The 16908-nt window shown below is 61.3% G+C and carries 18 protein-coding genes; all 18 read left to right on the top strand.

What is annotated here, in order from left to right:
- Positions 1 to 5: 5 nt before the first annotated feature.
- Complete coding sequence (locus Q8O35_RS11900) at positions 6 to 1451, top strand: outer membrane homotrimeric porin (RefSeq protein WP_305573571.1); 1446 nt, start codon at positions 6 to 8, stop codon at positions 1449 to 1451.
- Between the two features lie 271 nt (positions 1452 to 1722).
- A complete protein-coding gene (locus Q8O35_RS11895; RefSeq protein ID WP_305573569.1) occupies positions 1723 to 3210 on the top strand; it encodes an outer membrane homotrimeric porin in 1488 nt (495 codons plus the stop codon).
- A 181-nt stretch (positions 3211 to 3391) separates the two neighbouring features.
- Positions 3392 to 4870, top strand: coding sequence for an outer membrane homotrimeric porin (locus Q8O35_RS11890; RefSeq protein WP_305573567.1), 1479 nt, complete (start codon positions 3392 to 3394; stop codon positions 4868 to 4870).
- Positions 4871 to 5044: 174 nt separating this feature from the next.
- Complete coding sequence (gene hisD / locus Q8O35_RS11885) at positions 5045 to 6358, top strand: histidinol dehydrogenase (protein WP_305573565.1); 1314 nt, start codon at positions 5045 to 5047, stop codon at positions 6356 to 6358.
- A 21-nt stretch (positions 6359 to 6379) separates the two neighbouring features.
- Positions 6380 to 7288: a phosphoribosylaminoimidazolesuccinocarboxamide synthase gene (locus Q8O35_RS11880; protein WP_305573563.1), complete on the top strand. Its 909-nt coding sequence runs from the start codon at positions 6380 to 6382 to the stop codon at positions 7286 to 7288.
- A gap of 442 nt (positions 7289 to 7730) precedes the next feature.
- Complete coding sequence (gene rpsF, locus Q8O35_RS11875; RefSeq protein WP_305573561.1) at positions 7731 to 8054, top strand: 30S ribosomal protein S6; 324 nt, start codon at positions 7731 to 7733, stop codon at positions 8052 to 8054.
- A 3-nt stretch (positions 8055 to 8057) separates the two neighbouring features.
- Positions 8058 to 8318 (top strand): 30S ribosomal protein S18, encoded by a 261-nt coding sequence (gene rpsR / locus Q8O35_RS11870; RefSeq protein WP_305573559.1) that lies wholly within the window; start codon positions 8058 to 8060, stop codon positions 8316 to 8318.
- A gap of 14 nt (positions 8319 to 8332) precedes the next feature.
- Positions 8333 to 8815, top strand: coding sequence for a 50S ribosomal protein L9 (gene rplI, locus Q8O35_RS11865; protein ID WP_305573698.1), 483 nt, complete (start codon positions 8333 to 8335; stop codon positions 8813 to 8815).
- Positions 8772 to 10229, top strand: a complete 1458-nt coding sequence (gene dnaB, locus Q8O35_RS11860) for a replicative DNA helicase (protein WP_305573557.1) — start codon at positions 8772 to 8774, stop codon at positions 10227 to 10229. The genes rplI and dnaB overlap by 44 nt, the downstream gene beginning before the upstream one ends.
- A gap of 55 nt (positions 10230 to 10284) precedes the next feature.
- On the top strand, positions 10285 to 11580 hold the full coding sequence (locus Q8O35_RS11855; protein ID WP_305573555.1) for a phenylacetate--CoA ligase family protein: 1296 nt from the start codon (positions 10285 to 10287) through the stop codon (positions 11578 to 11580).
- A complete protein-coding gene (locus Q8O35_RS11850) occupies positions 11577 to 12089 on the top strand; it encodes a DUF456 domain-containing protein (RefSeq protein ID WP_305573554.1) in 513 nt (170 codons plus the stop codon). The genes Q8O35_RS11855 and Q8O35_RS11850 overlap by 4 nt, the downstream gene beginning before the upstream one ends.
- 33 nt (positions 12090 to 12122) lie before the next feature.
- Positions 12123 to 13568, top strand: a complete 1446-nt coding sequence (gene thrC / locus Q8O35_RS11845; protein ID WP_305573553.1) for a threonine synthase — start codon at positions 12123 to 12125, stop codon at positions 13566 to 13568.
- 13 nt (positions 13569 to 13581) lie between these two features.
- Positions 13582 to 14340 (top strand): TlyA family RNA methyltransferase, encoded by a 759-nt coding sequence (locus tag Q8O35_RS11840; RefSeq protein WP_305573551.1) that lies wholly within the window; start codon positions 13582 to 13584, stop codon positions 14338 to 14340.
- A gap of 159 nt (positions 14341 to 14499) precedes the next feature.
- Positions 14500 to 14826, top strand: a complete 327-nt coding sequence (locus Q8O35_RS11835) for a hypothetical protein (protein WP_305573549.1) — start codon at positions 14500 to 14502, stop codon at positions 14824 to 14826.
- A 250-nt stretch (positions 14827 to 15076) separates the two neighbouring features.
- Positions 15077 to 15520 (top strand): YqaA family protein, encoded by a 444-nt coding sequence (locus Q8O35_RS11830; RefSeq protein WP_305573547.1) that lies wholly within the window; start codon positions 15077 to 15079, stop codon positions 15518 to 15520.
- Positions 15521 to 15635: 115 nt separating this feature from the next.
- The gene (locus tag Q8O35_RS11825) at positions 15636 to 16214 is read left to right on the top strand and encodes a dihem cytochrome c (protein ID WP_305573545.1); all 579 of its coding nucleotides are present in this window, start codon (positions 15636 to 15638) and stop codon (positions 16212 to 16214) included.
- 37 nt (positions 16215 to 16251) lie between these two features.
- A complete protein-coding gene (locus tag Q8O35_RS11820; RefSeq protein ID WP_305573543.1) occupies positions 16252 to 16554 on the top strand; it encodes a zf-TFIIB domain-containing protein in 303 nt (100 codons plus the stop codon).
- 83 nt (positions 16555 to 16637) lie between these two features.
- The coding region (locus Q8O35_RS11815) for a cation-transporting P-type ATPase (protein WP_305573541.1) at positions 16638 to 16908 on the top strand (271 nt) is incomplete at its 3' end.

Genomic DNA, 16908 nt, shown 5'->3' with positions numbered 1-16908 from the left:
GAACCATGAAAAAGATTGCATCTCTGATGCTGCTGGCAGGCCTCGTCATGGGCGCCACCAGCGCCAATGCGGCCACCATCAAAGCCACCGGCGCTTGGCAGATCGACGCTGCCATGCGCTCCCAGAACGACTTCAACGGCAGCACCGCCAATGATGACAACACGTTCTCCATCGGTCAGCGCATGCGCACCAAGTTCGAGTTCATCGCCAACGAGAACCTGAAAGGCGTGCTCGAGACCCAGATCGGCACCAACTCCTGGGGCAATGGCCAGTACCAGATCAGCGCCGGCCGCACCCCGAACACCACCGCCACCGGCGCCAACGGCACCGGCAACGGCAACCTGATCCTGCGCAAGGGCTACATTGACTTCAAATGGCCCAACACCAAGGTCAACTTCCTCGTCGGCTACCAGAGCCTGACCCTGCCCTCCGCCTTCGGCGGCGGCAGCGCCATCCTTGACGAACACGTTGCCGGCGCCGCCGCCGTCGTGCCCGTCACCGAGAACCTGTCCCTGGTTGGCGGCTATGTTCGTCCCTACGACGCCAACAACTTCGGCTCCACCTCTTCCAACAACTTCAACGGCACCCAGACCGACGCTGCGTTCCTGTACGCCAACGTCGACTACTCTGGTTTCAACGTGAAGCCCTTCTTCGCTTACGGCTACGCTGGTGGCAACACCGGCGGCAACAGCGTCGGCGGCAACATGCTGGGCGGCTTGGCTGCTCCTAACACCGCCACCGGCTACGGCACCCGCGCTTACTGGGGCGGCGCCGCCTTCACCATGACCGCCTTTGATCCCTTCAAGGTCATGGCTGACTTCAACTACGGTAAGGCCACCTACGACACCGCTGGCGCTCAGGACTCCGGTCGCGGCGGCTGGTTGTTCGACCTGGCCGTTGACTACACCGGCCTGTCCATGATGACCCCCCAGGTGTTCTTCGCGTACAGCTCCGGCGAGAACAAGGACGGCACCAAGTCTGAGCGTATGCCTTCCCTGGCCGCTGAGAACTGGGCCTACGGTTCCTTCTGGATGCAGGGCGGCGACACCCTGAATTCTTCCTACACCACCCCCGGCAGCACCCTTGCTCAGGGCAACCCCCAGAGCAACCTGGGCTTCTGGGCCGTTGGCCTCTCCCTGAAGGACATCAAGCTCATCGACAAGCTGAGCCACACCTTCAACGTCATCTACTTCAAGGGCACCAACGCCAAGGAAGTCGCCACCATGGGCGACGTGACCAAGAACTACGGCAACCTCCTGACCAACAAGGACTCCCTGGTTGAAGTTGACCTGAACAGCAAGTACCAGATCTACGAAGAACTGTCCCTCGGCCTCGACCTCGGCTACATCAACGCCGACTTCGACAAGACCGTTTGGGCCACCGCTGGCCAGCAGGACAAGCTGAGCAAGGACGCCTACAAGGCCGTCTTCATGCTCAACTACAGCTTCTAAGACCACCTCTTCGAGCCTAAGCCACTTCAGGGCCAGCGCAGCAATGCGCTGGCCCTTCTTTTTGGTTCCTCATTAAAAGCCTTGAACCCCTGAGTCATTAGCCATCCCGCCAGGCTTGGAGACCCGCAGTGAGAAGTATAAAAAAATGCACGATAAAAAAAATTGAACTGGAGTCAATTTTTCTCTTGCATGTAGCCAAAACAATCAGATATTAAAAGCCGTAAGCAAGCGTCAGTGTGGTAAGAACAACCGCAAAAGAGGGAAGGAAAACATGAAAAAGATGAGCTTCTTTAGCATCTTGGCCCTGCTCGTCCTGGGCATCGCCAGTGTTGCTCAGGCCGCCGACATCAAGGCCACCGGCAAATGGCAGATTGATTCCTACTGGAACAACTCCATGAATTTCGAGTCCATGAACAAGGACCAGGCTTTCCGCATTGAACAGCGGATCCGCACCAAGTTCGAGTTCATCGCCAACGAGAACCTGAAAGCCGTCCTCGACACCCAGATCGGCTCCAACACCTGGGGCAATGGCCAGTACCAGATCAGCGCCGGCCGCACCCCGAACGACACTGCTCGTGGCGCCAACGGCCTTGGCAACGGCAACATCATGCTGCGCCAGGGCTACATCGACTTCAAATGGCCCAGCACCCCGGTGAACTTCAAGGTCGGCTTCCAGACCCTGAGCCTGCCCGCGGCCTTCGGCGGCGGCAGCGCCATTCTGGACGACCAGGTCGGCGCCGCTGTGATGAGCACCCCGATCGTTGACGGCGTCAAGCTGCTGGCCGGTTACGCCCGCCCTTACGACGGTAACAACTTCGGCTCCACCTCTTCCATCAATAACACCGGAACCTCCGCTGACATGGGCTTCGTGGCCGTGCCTGTGGACTACTTCAAGGGCTTCAGCATCGTGCCCTTCGGCGCCTTCATGTACGCTGGCAACTCTGCTGCCGGCTCTTTCTCCGGCGCCACCAGCCAGATCGGCTTCGGCAGCGCCGGCGCCAACAACTCCGTCGGCGTGCGCAGCTACTGGGCTGGCGCCGCTTTCACCATGACCGCTTTCGAGCCCTTCAAGGTCATGGCTGACGTCAACTACGGCCGCGCCACCTACAGCAACTACACCCTGGCCGACTCCTCTGACGGCGGCCGTCAGGGCTGGTTGTTCGACTTGGCCGTTGACTACACCGGCCTGTCCATGATGACCCCTGAAGTGTACTACGTGTACACCTCTGGCGTCAGAAACAATTCCAGCAAAGACGGTCGCATGCCTATCGCTGGCAACCCGCAGAGCTGGACAATCAACAACTCCTTCTTCTTCGGCGATCGCAACATGATCACCGGCTTCAACACTGCCAGCACTGGCGGCTCCAACGGCGCCGGCACCCGCAACAGCATGGGCTTCTGGGCCACCGGCTTTGCGCTGAAGGACATCAAGGTCCTCGACGGCTTCACCCACACCTTCAACGTCATGTACGCGAAGGGCACCAACGACTCCGACGCCGTTCTCAACTCCGCCAAAAGGGCCAACGGCATCTCCACCGGCTACGGCGTGTTCCTGACCGACAAGGACAGCCTGGTTGAAGTCGATCTGCAGACCAAGTACAAGATCTACGACGAACTGTCCCTGCAGCTGGACCTCGGTTACATCAACGCCGACATCGACAAGGACACCTGGCGTTCGGTTAACGCCAGCTACGGCAACGATGAAATGCTGGTCAAGAACGCCTACCGCGTTGCGATGGGCCTCTCTTACAGCTTCTAAGACTTTGATCTGACCACCTGACGCTCTCCTGGGGCCGAGGTTTATGCCTCGGCCCCTTTTCTTTGCATTGCACAAACCTGCCAGGAAAATCTCCTGCTTGATTTTCCGTGAAATTCCAGATAGGAGTGTTCACTTACATCGATATGTATTTTAAATATTCAGGGAGAAGAGGAGCTTACTAATGGCACGAGTAAAGTTGTTGGCAATGGCCGCGCTGCTGGTTGTTAGCATGGCTGGAGCAGCCCAAGCCGCTGAGGTAACCGCCCGTGGCTATTGGTGGATGGAAGGCGTAAGCCGCACAAACTGGAATTTCAATGCTGGGCAGGACAACCACTTCTCCATTGAGCAAAAGTTGCGCACGGCCTTCACCTTTACGGCCAACGAGAACCTGCGCGGCGTCCTCGACACCCAGATCGGCACCAACAACTGGGGCAATGGCCTCTACCAGGTCAGCTCCGGCCGTACCCCGAACTCCACCCAGGGCGGCGCGAACGGCTCAGGCAACGGCAACATCATGCTGCGCCAGGGCTTCATCGAGTACAAATGGCCTCAGACCCAGGTGAACATTAAAGCTGGCTTCCAGATCATGTCTCTGCCTGCGGCCTTTGGCGGCGGCAGCCCTATCTTTGACGACCAGGCGGCAGGCCTAGTGGTCAGCGCCCCCCTCACCGACAGCGTAAGCTTGGTGGCGGGTTACGCCCGCCCAGCCGATAGCAACAACTTCGGCTCCACCTCGCAGATTGACGGCACAGGGACCTCAACAGACCTTGTGTTCGCAACCCTGCCGATTAAGACCGGATCCATGAGCATCACGCCCTTCGCCATGTACATGTACTCCGGAGCCCAGTCCGCTGGCGCCAATTCCAATCTGAACTCCGCCACCCTCCTCGGCCTGAACGGCCCCAACAGCTCCACTTCAGAGGGCATTCGCGGCTACTGGACCGGTGCGGCCTTCACCATGAGTCCTGAGGCATTGCCCATCAAGATCATGGCCGACTTCAACTACGGCAAGGCCACTTACAACAACTACTTCAACAATACCAACAATGGCGGCCGTTCCGGCTGGATGGCCGACATCGCCGTTGACTACACCGGCCTGTCCAACATGACGCCGGAAGCCTACTTCGTGTACTCCTCCGGCGAAACAGGTCAGAATACAAACAAATCCAACCGTATGCCCGTCATCGGCGTGCCGCAGAACTGGTCCCTCGGCAGCGGCTCCATGTTCTTCGGCGAACGCTATGAGCTTGCGGGATCCATAAACAACCCCGCCGGCTACACACTGTTCACCCTGGGCTACTGGGCGGGCGGAATCGCTCTCAAGAACATGACCTTCTTTGACAGGCTGTCCCATGACTTCAACCTGTTGTATGCGCGTGGCACCAACGACCCTGAATACTTGCGCAATAGCGTGAACATCCGCGGAGTGAACTACGCAGGCTTCCTCACCACCAAGGATTCCCTGTGGGAGGTGGACTTCAACACCCGCTACAAGATCTACGACGAGCTCACCGCGTACCTGAACCTGGGCTACATCAAGTCCAATTTTGATATCAACTCCTGGGGCGCCTCCGCTGTTACGAACGGCGAAGCCATCCGCCGCGCTCACAGCAGCGGCGACGCCGCAAAGGTCGGCCTTGGCTTGAACTACTTCTTCTAGGCCTCTCGGCAAACTCCAATAGCGACACAGGGGGCCGGGGTTTACGCCCTGGCCCCTTTGCGTTCAGACTCCTGCCCTTTTCGCACAGTGTCACACCTCGACTTTTCATGGTGGTTCAGCTATTCTCAGCATGTTCAAGCAACCCCCATACATCTCGCAGCCCTGAGGTTCACCATGCCCTGCCGCATTGTCCGCGTTCCCGCAGAACTCACCGCCGAGGGCCTGCTCGCCTGGCTTTCCGGCCGCAAGGATCCCGGGAACGACATCAGCGCCACCGTGCGCGCAATCCTTGCCGCTGTTAAGAAAGACGGCGACAAGGCCCTGCGCTCCTACACCCGCAAATTCGATGCCCCGGACCTGCCCGACCGCTTCCGGGTGCCCGTGCGCGACCTCAAGGCTGCCTTGTCCAGCGTTCCAAAGGACGACCTGGTAATTCTGCGCGAAGCGATAGAACACGTGCGCGACTTTCACGCCCGCCAAGTAGAACAGTCCTGGTGGACCACCAGCCCCGACGGCACAGTGCTGGGGCAGATGGTTCGCCCGGTTGACCGCGTTGGCCTCTACGTGCCCGGCGGACAGGGCGGCGAAACCCCGCTCATCTCAAGCCTCATCATGAACGCCGTGCCCGCCCAGGTGGCTGGCGTAATCGACATCGCCGTCATCTCCCCGCCGCGCAAGGACTCGACCCTCAATCCGTATATTCTGGCCACCGCAGCGCTGCTCGGCCTCACCGAAGTCCACCGCGCAGGCAGCGCTTGGGGCATCGCGGCCCTGGCGTATGGAACCAAGAGCATCCGCCCCTGCGATGTCATCGCTGGTCCTGGCAACATCTATGTCGCCACGGCCAAGGCCATCCTGGTGGGCGAGGTCGGCATCGACATGATCGCCGGACCGAGCGAGATCACCATTCTGGCCGACGAATCGGCCAACGCAGACTACATCGCCGCAGATATGCTCTCCCAGGCCGAGCACGACCCGCTGGCCGCCTCTTTGTGCATCACAACCTCGACCTCCCTGGCTGAAAAGCTGCGCCAAAGCCTGGCCCGGCAACTGGAAAAGCTGCCGCGCCGCGACTTGGCCGCACGCGCCCTCAAGGATTGGGGCGGCGTGCTGCTGGTGGACACCATTGACCAGGGAATCGATCTGGTGAACCGCATCGCGCCGGAGCACCTGGAGCTGGCTGTGAACGAGCCCTTCACGCTCCTGGGCAAGATCAGAAACGCCGGCGCCATCTTCCTGGGCCACCACTGCCCGGAGCCCGTTGGCGACTACTTTGCCGGCCCCAACCATGTGCTGCCCACGCTGGGCACAGCGCGCTTTTCCTCCGCCCTTTCGGTGCAAAGCTTCTGCAAGAAGTCCAGCATCATTGCCACTTCCCCGGACTACCTCGCGCGCCATGGCGGCAAGATCGCCCGGCTGGCGCGGCTGGAGGGCCTGGAGGCCCATGCCAGGAGCGTTGAAGTCCGTCTGGAAAAGAACACTAAATAACCGCAAGTTACGGAGAACATCATGGACTGCGTCACCACTACGGACATCAAGGAACTTCCGCTTCTTTCGCGCGGCAAGGTGCGCGACATCTACGAGGCCGGCCCTGATTCATTGCTCATCATCACCACGGACCGCATCTCCGCCTTCGACGTCATCATGGACGACCCCATCCCGCACAAGGGCGTGGTGCTCAACCAGATCACCCTGTTCTGGATGGAGATGTTCAAGGATCTGGTGCCCAACCACCTGCTCGCCACCGACGTGAAGGACTTCCCAAAGGTTCTCGCTCCGCATGCATCCATGCTGGAAGGCCGCAGCGTGCTGGTGAAGCGCGCCAAGCCGCTGGCCATCGAGTGCATCGTGCGCGGGTACATCACCGGCTCCGGCTGGAAGGACTACCTGAAGACCGGCAGCGTCTGCGGCCATAAGCTGCCCGAAGGGCTGCGCGAGAGCGACAAACTTGAGAAGCCCCTGTTCACGCCCTCCACCAAGGCCGAACTGGGCGCGCACGACGAAAATATCTCCGTGGCCGAGGCCATGCGCATCACGGGCGAGTCCCTGGCCACCCAGGCGCAGGACCTGACCATCGGCATCTATTCCGCCGCCCGCGAATATGCAGAGAAGCGCGGCATCATCATCGCAGACACCAAGTTCGAATTCGGCACGGTGAACGAAGGCGGCCAGGAAAAACTCATCCTCATCGATGAAGTGCTCACCCCGGATTCCTCCCGTTTCTGGCCCATGAGCGACTACGCCCCTGGCCGCGGCCAGCAGAGCTTCGACAAGCAGTTCCTGCGCGACTGGCTGGAAGAGATAAAATTCGACAAGCGTCCGCCCGCGCCAAAGATTCCCCAGGAGATAATCGATCAAACACGCGCCAAGTACCTGGAGGCCTATCGCCTGCTCACCGGGCGCGACCTCGGCGTGTAACTCGGCCCAAGGCCGGAGGACAGCATGGACAGCAGCATCTGGATTCTTCTTGCGGTGGTGGTGGGCTGGGTGGTTCTTTCCCGGTTCGTACCCGGAGCGGGCTGAGGCCCCAAGAAACAGTGCGGCTGGACGCCGCCTACCCCTGGCAAGGATGACAAGAACGGAACAAAGTCCGAGGACAAGCCCTCATAGGATGGTCCCATGTGGGAAAACATCGGACTCTTGTTCACCATTCCGGCAGCGGGCTAAACGTATCTGCGGATCATCCTGCCATAATTCGGTATGCGAGGCTGAATGCCCAGCCCGACGGATATCCGCGAGACGTCCAAGAAGCGCAAGAAAATCGACGACGCTTGACAGAGGGCGCTCTTGCAAGTAAGAGCACCCCTCTACCTTGCTCTTCCCCTGTGCGGGAAGGGCCAATGACCAAAAGGAGCACCACATGCTGAATCACTACGAGACTCTTGTGCTCATGAGTCCGGAGCTTGCCGAGGAGAACCGCAAGGAGATCCTCGCCAACCTCACCGGAATCATCGAGCGCGACGGGGGCACCATCGGCCTCGTCGACGACTGGGGCATCCGCACCCTGGCCTACCCGGTCCGCAAACTGACCCGCGGACACTACGTGCGCCTCGACTACGTCGCCCCCGGCGCGCTGGTGGCCGAGCTTGAGCGCAACATCCGCATCACCGACGGCCTGTTCAAGTTCGTCACTGTCCGCCTGGACGACGCGCCTGCCGCCGCGCCCAGCGCAGAGGAGGCCTAACCCATGGCGTTCCGCAAGAAATTCACCCCCAAGAGGAAGTTCTGCCGCTTCTGCGCGGACAAGAACCTTCCCCTCGACTACAAGCGCCCGGACGTCCTGCGCGACTACATCACCGAGCGCGGCAAGATCATCGCCCGCCGCATCACTGGCACCTGCGCCAAGCATCAGCGCAGCCTGACCACTGAGATCAAGCGCGCCAGGCAGATGGCTTTGTTGTTCTACACCACCGTGCATAGCACGGACGTCAAGAAGAAGACGGTCTAGGAGGGCGCATGACCATGAAACTCATCCTGCGCGCCGACGTTGACACCCTGGGCCGCCTCGGGGACATCGTCGCGGTTAAGCCCGGCTTCGGGCGTAACTTCCTGATTCCTCAAGGCCTTGCCATGAAGGCCACCGACGCCAACCTGAAACAGTTTGAGCTGGAGCGCAAAAAGCTGGCCGCCCAGGCCGATGGCCTGCGCGCCGCCGCCACCGACCTTGCCTCCAAAATCGCCGCCGCCAGCGTGGCCATCACGGTGCGCGTGGGCGAAGGCGACAAGATGTACGGCTCCGTTACCGCCCAGAACATTGCCGACGCTCTGGCCGCGCAGGGGATCGAAGTCGACCGCCGCAAAATCGAGCTGCCTGAGGCCATCCGCGCCCTGGGCGAGTTCGAGGTCGCTGTCCACCTGCACCCCGATGTCACCGGCGAACTCAAACTCCGCGTGATCAAGCATGGCCAGCCGGAAAAAGAACCCGAACAGCAGCCCGAGGCGTAGCCCCGGCGATGCTCGAGACGATGGCGCGGAGGCTCTTGAACGAGCCTCCGCCGCCCTCTCTCGGAATGTACCCCCCCAGAATCTGGAAGCCGAACAGGCGGTTCTCGGGGGGGTTTTTCTGCGCAATACGCTGTTTCACTCCCTTGTGGACGTGATTCGCTCTGACGATTTCTACTCCCCAGCCCACAGACTCATCTTCCGGTCCTTTGAGGACCTTTACTCGCGCAACGCGCCCATCGATCTCATCACCGTTACCGAATACCTGAGCCAGGGCCAGACCCTGGACTCCATCGGCGGGCCTGTGTACCTGGCCGAACTCGCCAGCTCGCCGGTAAGCGCTGCCAACGCCCTGTACCACGCAAGCATCGTGCGCGACAAAGCCGTTGCCCGCCGCCTCATCGAAGCAGCCAGCGAAATCATTGGCAACTGCTACGATTCGCAAGACGTTGAGGGGCTGCTCGACCAGAGCGAGCAATCCATCTTCAAAATTTCCGACGTGCGCTCCAAGACCACGGTACACACCGGCAAAGAGCTGGTGGACCGCGTGTTCAAGGAGCTTGAGAAGCGCGTAGGCCGTCAGGCCATGGTCACGGGAATCACCACGGGCTACGAGAAGCTCGACGAGATGACGGCGGGCATGCAGAATTCCGACCTCATCATCGTGGCGGCCCGCCCCAGCATGGGCAAAACCGCGTTTGCGCTGAACCTCGCGCTCAACGCCGCCACCAAGGGCGAAACCCAGGTGCCCACGGCCATATTCTCGCTGGAAATGTCCATGGATCAAATCATGATGCGCCTTCTGTGCTGCCAGGGCCGGGTGGACCAGACCAACCTCAGGCGCGGCAGCATCGACGACCAGGACTGGGCCAAACTCTACGAGGCGGCCAACATCATCTCCACCGCCCCGATTTTCGTGGACGACACGGCGGCGCTTTCCACCATGGAACTGCGCGCCCGCTGCAGGCGCCTGAAAAGCGAGCACAACCTCGGCCTCGTGGTGGTGGACTACCTTCAGCTCATGCGCGCCAGCCGCGACATCGACTCCCGCGAGCAGGAAATCTCCGACATTTCGCGCAACCTGAAGGCCCTGGCCAAGGAGCTGAACATCCCGGTCATCGCCCTCTCGCAGCTCAACCGCAAGGTGGAGGAGCGCAGCGACAAGCGCCCCATGCTCTCCGACTTGCGCGAATCGGGCGCCATCGAGCAGGACGCCGACGTGATCATGTTCATCTACCGCGACGATGTTTACAACAAGAAGGAAGGCAACCCCAAAGCCGGGGTGGCCGAGATCATCATCGGCAAGCAGCGCAACGGTCCCGTTGGCGAGGTGGAGCTCTTCTTCAAGAAGCAGTACAGCCGATTTGAAAATCTGAACCAGATCGCATATCCTTCGGAGTACTTCACGTCGAGCTAGACAGCCTCGACACCGGCCGCAGCTTACCTATGAAATAGCTTCACGAGGGGGAGACATGTACTACGAAGCCGCAGAGGCCCTTGCCCGCGAGTCCCTGGAACGTTTGCAGACCGAGCGTCTGAAACGCACCATCACCACCTGCCTGCGCTCCCCGTTCTACTCCGGCCGCCTGGGCGCCCTTGGCCTTTCCCCGGACGATTTCAATTCTCCGGACGACATCCGCAAGATCCCCTTCACCACCAAGGAAGACCTGCGCGGGAACTACCCTTACGGCCTCCTCTGCCAGCCCATGGACCAATACGTGCGCCTGCACGCGTCCAGCGGCACCACTGGCACGCCCACGGCGATTTTCTACACCCAGAACGACATCGACTCCTGGGCCGGGCTTGTGGCGCGCTGCATGTACGCCGTCGGCCTGCGCAAGGGCGACGTGTTCCAGAACATGAGCGGCTACGGCCTGTTCACCGGCGGCCTGGGCATCCATTACGGAGCAGAGCGCCTGGGCCTCTTGACCGTGCCTGCGGGCGCGGGCAACTCCAAGCGTCAGCTCAAGCTTCTGCGAGATTTCCACGTGGACGGCGTGCACATCATCCCCTCCTATGCGCTTCATTTCGCCAGCTTCCTGCAACAGGAGGGAGTGGATCCCAAGAGTCTCAACTGGCGCTTCGCGCTCATCGGCGCGGAACCCCACACCGAGGAAGCCCGCCAGCGCATTCAGGACCTCTTGGGGCTGAAGGCCTTCAACTCCTACGGCCTCTCCGAGATGAACGGTCCCGGCGTTGCCTTCGAGTGCGAAAAGCAGTGCGGCATGCACCTCTGGGAAGACGCCTACATCGCCGAGATCATCAATCCCGAGACAGGCGATCCCGTGCCCGACGGCGAAGTTGGCGAGCTGGTCATGACCACCCTGTGCCGCGACGGCATGCCGATCCTGCGCTACCGCACCCGCGACCTGACCCGCTTCATCCCCGGCGAATGCGCCTGCGGCCGCACCCACCGCAGACTTGACCGCATCACCGGCCGCGCGGACGACATGCTCATCATCAAGGGCTGCAACATCTACCCCATGCAGGTGGAGCAGGCGCTCATGAGCATGCCCGAGGTGGCGCAGAACTACCTCATCGAGCTCTTCCAGGAGGGCGAAATGGACCAGCTGCGCGTGAAGGTCGAGATCAAGGACGACTATTTCGTCGAGGACATGCGTGTCCTCACCGCGTTGCAGAAGAAGATAGCAGCCCGCCTGCGCGATGAAATCCTGGTGACTCCGCGCGTAGAGCTGGTGCAGCACGATTCCATACCCAAGAGCGAAGGCAAGGCCGTACGCGTGGTTGATCTGCGCGACAAGAAATGAGTCTGGTTCTCGGGATCGGCCTCGGCCTGATCCTGTTCTGCCTGCTCTGGCTCAACCTGCTCTCCCTGCCGGGCAACTGGCTCATGCTTGGCGTCCTGGCCCTTGTGGTCTGGCTCGGGCCTGCGGGAGGCCTCACCTGGGGGTTCGTGGGCCTCATGGGCCTTTTGGCGCTCTTGGGCGAGGTCATCGAGTTCATGGCCCAGATCATCGGCGGCAAACGCGGCGGGGCCAGCAAGTCCGGGAATTTCGGCGGCATTGTGGGGTCCATCGCCGGGGCCATTCTGGGCGCACCCTTTGGACTAGGCCTGGGCAGCATCATCGGGGCGCTTTTCGGCGCCTGGATCGGCTGCTTCATCGTGGAGCGCATCCGCCAGGAATCGCACCAAAAGGCTGCAGAGGCCGCCTGGGGAGCCTTCTGGGGCCGCAGCCTTGGCCTCGTAGGCAAGGCCGCAACCGGGGCCGTCATCATCGTCATGAGCGTCACCAAAGTCATCAGTCAGGCCGCCTAGCGCGCCACAAGACCTTCAGAAGGAGCCTTCCGCATGTCCACCAGCACTTTCCCCTCCTATCGCGGCCACATGGAGTACGTTTGCCTGGGCTGCGGCGCGCGCTTCAACATCGAGGAATTGCACTACACCTGCCCGTCTTGCGGCGGGGTGTTCCTCCTGACCGACAACAGCTTCGATGAGCTGAAGAAGACCAGCGCCGAGCAGTGGCGGGCCATATTCGATGCTCGCGCGGCCAGCAAGAACCCGGCTCTGCGCGGCGTCTTCCGCTTCTACGAGCTCATGGCCCCGGTGCTTGAGGAAGAAGACATCCTGTACCTGGGCGAGGGCAATACGCCCATCGTGGACTCCCCCCCGGCCCTGCGCAAAATCCTGGGCCTCAAGACCGCCTACAAGAACGACGGGCAGAACCCCAGCGCCAGCTTCAAGGACCGGGGCATGGCCTGCGCCTTCAGCTTCCTGAAGTCCCTCATCCGCACCAAAGGCTGGACCGAAGTCCTGGCCATCTGCGCCAGCACGGGCGACACTTCCGCTGCGGCCTCGCTGTACGCCTCCTACGTGGGCGGCGCGGTGAAAAGCGCCGTGATCCTGCCCGCAGGCAAGGTGACCCCCCAGCAGCTGGCCCAGCCCCTGGGCAGCGGCGCCGTGGTGCTGGAAGTACCCGGAGTGTTCGACGACTGCATGAAGGTTGTGGAGCACCTGGCCGACAACTACCGCGTGGCCCTGCTCAACTCCAAGAACGCCTGGCGCATCCTGGGCCAGGAGTCCTACGCCTTCGAGGTGGCCCAGTGGTACGACTGGGACATGGCGGGCAAGAGCGTGTTCGTGCCCATCGGCAACGCGGGCAACATCACGGCCATCATGGGCGGATTCTTGAAGCTGCACGCCCTGGGCATCATCACCACCCTGCCGCGCGTGTTCGGCGTGCAGTCGCACCACGCGGATCCGGTGTACCGCTACTACGCCGCCGATGCGGGCAAGCGCGAATTCAAGGCCGTGGCCGTCACCCCCAGCGTGGCCCAGGCGGCCATGATCGGCAACCCGGTCTCCTTCCCGCGCGTGCGCCACTTTGCCGAAAAATACGAGGCCATCGGAGGCGCCGGCTCCTTCCAGGTCATCCAGGTGACGGAGCAGCAGATCATGGACTCCATGATCGAAGCCAACCGCCACGGCCACATTGCCTGCACCCAGGGCGGCGAGTGCCTGGCCGGGGCCAAGCGCGCCAAGGAGCTGGGCCTGGTTTCCCCCGAGGAAATCCTGGTGCTGGACGCCACGGCCCACCACCTGAAGTTCATCGGCTTCCAGGAAATGTACTTCGAGAACACTTTCCCGGCCGAGTTCGGCGTGACGCCGAAGCCGGAGCTGGCCAACCGCCCGGAGCTCGTCATCACCCAGGCGGAAAAGACCGCCTTGGCCGAGAAGGACTACGTGGTCAAGGCCGCGCAGAACGTGGTTTCGCGCCTGGGCCTGGCCAAGAAATAGCGCGGCGGCTCCGGTGGCCAAGAAAGACAGAGCCGACAGGCTCATGTTCGAGCAAGGCCTGGCCGAGTCCCAGGATGCGGCCATGCGGCTCATCATGGCCGGGGATGCGCACTTCCTCAAGAACGGCGCGAAGCTGCCCGTGGAAACGCCCGGGCAGCAGCTGCCCATTGACACGGAATTCACTCTGCGCGGCCAAGACCGCTTCGCCAGCCGGGGCGGGTACAAGCTGCTCACGGCCATCGAAAAGCTCGGCTTCGACCCCGCGGGCAAAGTCTGCCTGGACGCCGGGGCCTCCACTGGCGGCTTCACCGACTGCCTGCTGCAGCACGGCGCGGCCCGAGTGTATGCTGCGGACGTCGGCTACGGCCAGCTGCACTGGAAGCTCCAGAGCGATCCGCGCGTCATCGTCCTTGAACGCATGAACCTGCGCACTCCGCCGACCGTCGCGATCGGCGGCCCCTTTCCCGAGCCCTTTGACGTGCTTACCGCTGATGTGTCCTTCATCTCGCTCACGGCCATACTGCCAGGCTGCCTTTCGCTCCTCAAACCAACCTGCGAGTTGGTGCTGCTGGTCAAGCCGCAATTCGAGCTGCCTGCCGGACGCACTGACAAGGGCGTGGTGCGCGATGATGCGGACCGCCAGGAGGCGCTCAGCATCGTGCTCGACTTCTGCCGCGACAGCCTCGGCCTGCGCCTCGTGGGCGTCGTCCCCTCGGATCTCCTCGGCCCCAAGGGCAATCAGGAGTATCTGGCGTATTTGAAGCGAGGCTGAGCCAGCCGATGCCGCAGCGGCCAGCAGGAAGCGGCGGTGACGTGTTCGCCTGGCCAGCGCCCCCCTCGCCACCATCGGGATACCAACGGTGCTGGCCGACGCAAAGCGCCTTGCGCACCCACTGGGGGGCTCATTGACAGGGGCAAGGGAACAACGTAATTGGACACCATGCCACAGCGAGAAAACTCATCCTGCAATGTCATTTGCATACTGCTTGTCGCAGTGGTGCTGATGATGTCTTTTGCGAGCTTTTCTCATGATCGGAGTGAGGTTTACGCCCCCCTCTTCTCGGAGCACACCCACACCAGCAGCGTTGCGCATAGTCACCTGGAGCATCAGGACGGCACCTTCGAGCATACCAACCTCTTCGTCACCAACAGGCAAGAAGCCGCCCGCCCCCTTGCCGACGGTTATGCCTTTGGCATCCGCTCACGCCACGGGCTACCTCTTGAACGCCCACCCGAATCCGCTCCGCCTTTCTCGTAACAAAGGCGCTTAGCGTTTAGCAACTTCTCTCAACCAAAGGCTTTATCATGTCCATTCCCCATGCTTTCAGCGGGGGGTTCCGGGCTGGCGCGTTCTCTGCGGGCATTCGGTGTTCAGCCATGCTGAGCCCCTGGTTTCTGACGCGCTGTTTCGACGCCTTCGTTCATGGAGCCCCCGCTGGCGACCGGGAACACACCCAGAAGCAGTCAGGCAGCCCTTTGCGCGCAATGCCCGTGGGCGGATAACAGCAATGGACTCGCAGCTGCCTGTCTATCTCGGCCTGTTTTTCTCTGCCTTCATCTCCGCAACGGTATTGCCGGCGCAGTCAGAGCTCGTCCTTGCGGGGCTCCTGTTCGCAGAGAAGCATCCCGTCTGGACCCTGATAATCGTGGCCTGCGCCGGAAACAGCCTGGGGGCTGCTTTGAATTGGCTCCTGGGGCGCTATAGTCAACGCTTTCAGGACCGCCGGTGGTTCCCTGTAAAGGCTGAAACCTTGCGGAAGACCGAAACCTGGTACCGGAAGTATGGGCGCTGGACGTTGCTCATGAGCTGGGTTCCGGTCATCGGCGACCCGCTGACCGTGGTGGCGGGCGTTCTTCGTGAACCATTCGTCTCATTCATCGTAATTGTCGCCTTTGCTAAAATGTTTCGTTATCTCGTTGTAGCTGGGCTCACGCTTCACTGGGTCGGCTAGAGATCCTCGCGAACAGGGGCCAAAGCTCCGCAGCGAGGCCAGGCACAGGCTTCCTGCACGCCAACCCCGAGAGAGACGAACGCCATGAACGGTCGACGCAATCAAAGGAGAACAGATGAAAACACGATACGCGGTTCTTATCCTGTTACTGGTTGCCGCTTCCGTCTCCATTGCGGCCCACAGCATCGCGGATGAAGCCGTTGACCACCGCGAAAAACGGCATCACGCAAAGCAAAATGGACACGACAACAAAGAGGGCCACGAAGCAGCACCACGGGAGCTGGCAGCCAACAATGGCGTGTATGAAGGCCTTTGCGGGAGTTGCCACTGGGCCTATGCCCCGCAACTGCTCCCTAAGAAGTCCTGGGAGAACATGCTGGCATCCCTTGGCGACCACTTCGGTGCCGAAGTTACGCTTTCAGAACAGGACAAACGCGCTGTGGCGAACCATCTGTTTAGCAATGCGGCGGACGTGTCCGCCACGGAAATTGGCCGAAAGGTGATGCGCAGTCTGCGCGGAGCCACGCCGTCCCGAGTGGTTGAGGTTCCCTGCATTCAGAAAAAGCATCACGAACTCGCTCCGGAAGTATTCGCCAGAAAAGGCGTGGGCGGATTGGCGAATTGCATCGCCTGCCACCCCGGAGCGGGAAGCCTTGATTTTGAAGACGACAGAGTCAGAATTCCGGCCCAATAGGCTTAACCTTAACTTAATTACCCCCAGGAGGCTTCTTATGAATTGCCCACATTGCAACGTAAATCTCGTGATGACGGAACGCAGCGGCGTCGAGATCGACTACTGCCCCCAGTGCCGCGGCGTCTGGCTTGATCGTGGAAAACTCGACAAAATTATTGAAAAGGCGGCAGCCGTGGCCCCCGCAGCCGCTCCGCAGCCTGCCCCTCAGCAGGTCTATGCTCCGCAGCAGCCTGTGTACCAGCAGCCCCCTGTCCACCACCAGCACAGCGGGTACGACAAGCACCACCACGGCGGTTATCACAAAAAGAAATCCATCCTCGGCGAGCTGTTCGACTTTTAGCTCCTTGAGCAACAGGGGGGAGCAGGTGAGAGCTGCCCCCCTCGTCCCACCAGCAACACAACGCCCCCGGCGACAGGATGTCCATGATGCCGCAGCCATACCATCCCACGCAAACCTCGGGCCTCAGCGAGGCCGAAGCCATCCAACGCCAGCAGGCCGAGGGCTTCAACGAGATCCCCCAAGGCTCCAAGCGCGGGGTGCTCACCATCGCTTTTGAGGTCATGCGCGAGCCCATGTTCCTGTTGCTGGTGGCCTGTGGCAGCCTCTACCTGCTCAAGGGAGAGCTATCTGACGCGCTCATGCTCCTAGGCTTCGTCTTCGTGGTCATGGGCATCACCATTGTGCAGGAACGCC

It is taken from the genome of Humidesulfovibrio sp., assembly GCF_030689645.1.
GTDB lineage: Bacteria > Desulfobacterota > Desulfovibrionia > Desulfovibrionales > Desulfovibrionaceae > Humidesulfovibrio.
The sequence above is the reverse complement of the archived record's forward strand: the minus strand, read 5'-3'. Positions and strand labels throughout refer to the sequence as shown.

Bases quoted from the DNA above. Each gene is read 5' to 3' on its own strand.
- Q8O35_RS11820 (WP_305573543.1), top strand. From the start codon at position 16,252: ATGAATTGCCCACATTGCAACGTAAATCTCGTGATGACGGAACGCAGC.
- Q8O35_RS11880 (WP_305573563.1), top strand. From the start codon at position 6,380: ATGGACTGCGTCACCACTACGGACATCAAGGAACTTCCGCTTCTTTCG.
- rplI (WP_305573698.1), top strand. From the start codon at position 8,333: ATGAAACTCATCCTGCGCGCCGACGTTGACACCCTGGGCCGCCTCGGG.
- Q8O35_RS11855 (WP_305573555.1), top strand. From the start codon at position 10,285: ATGTACTACGAAGCCGCAGAGGCCCTTGCCCGCGAGTCCCTGGAACGT.
- thrC (WP_305573553.1), top strand. From the start codon at position 12,123: ATGTCCACCAGCACTTTCCCCTCCTATCGCGGCCACATGGAGTACGTT.
- rpsR (WP_305573559.1), top strand. From the start codon at position 8,058: ATGGCGTTCCGCAAGAAATTCACCCCCAAGAGGAAGTTCTGCCGCTTC.
- Q8O35_RS11890 (WP_305573567.1), top strand. From the start codon at position 3,392: ATGGCACGAGTAAAGTTGTTGGCAATGGCCGCGCTGCTGGTTGTTAGC.
- hisD (WP_305573565.1), top strand. From the start codon at position 5,045: ATGCCCTGCCGCATTGTCCGCGTTCCCGCAGAACTCACCGCCGAGGGC.
- Q8O35_RS11900 (WP_305573571.1), top strand. From the start codon at position 6: ATGAAAAAGATTGCATCTCTGATGCTGCTGGCAGGCCTCGTCATGGGC.
- Q8O35_RS11895 (WP_305573569.1), top strand. From the start codon at position 1,723: ATGAAAAAGATGAGCTTCTTTAGCATCTTGGCCCTGCTCGTCCTGGGC.
- Q8O35_RS11850 (WP_305573554.1), top strand. From the start codon at position 11,577: ATGAGTCTGGTTCTCGGGATCGGCCTCGGCCTGATCCTGTTCTGCCTG.
- Q8O35_RS11825 (WP_305573545.1), top strand. From the start codon at position 15,636: ATGAAAACACGATACGCGGTTCTTATCCTGTTACTGGTTGCCGCTTCC.
- rpsF (WP_305573561.1), top strand. From the start codon at position 7,731: ATGCTGAATCACTACGAGACTCTTGTGCTCATGAGTCCGGAGCTTGCC.
- dnaB (WP_305573557.1), top strand. From the start codon at position 8,772: ATGGCCAGCCGGAAAAAGAACCCGAACAGCAGCCCGAGGCGTAGCCCC.
- Q8O35_RS11830 (WP_305573547.1), top strand. From the start codon at position 15,077: ATGGACTCGCAGCTGCCTGTCTATCTCGGCCTGTTTTTCTCTGCCTTC.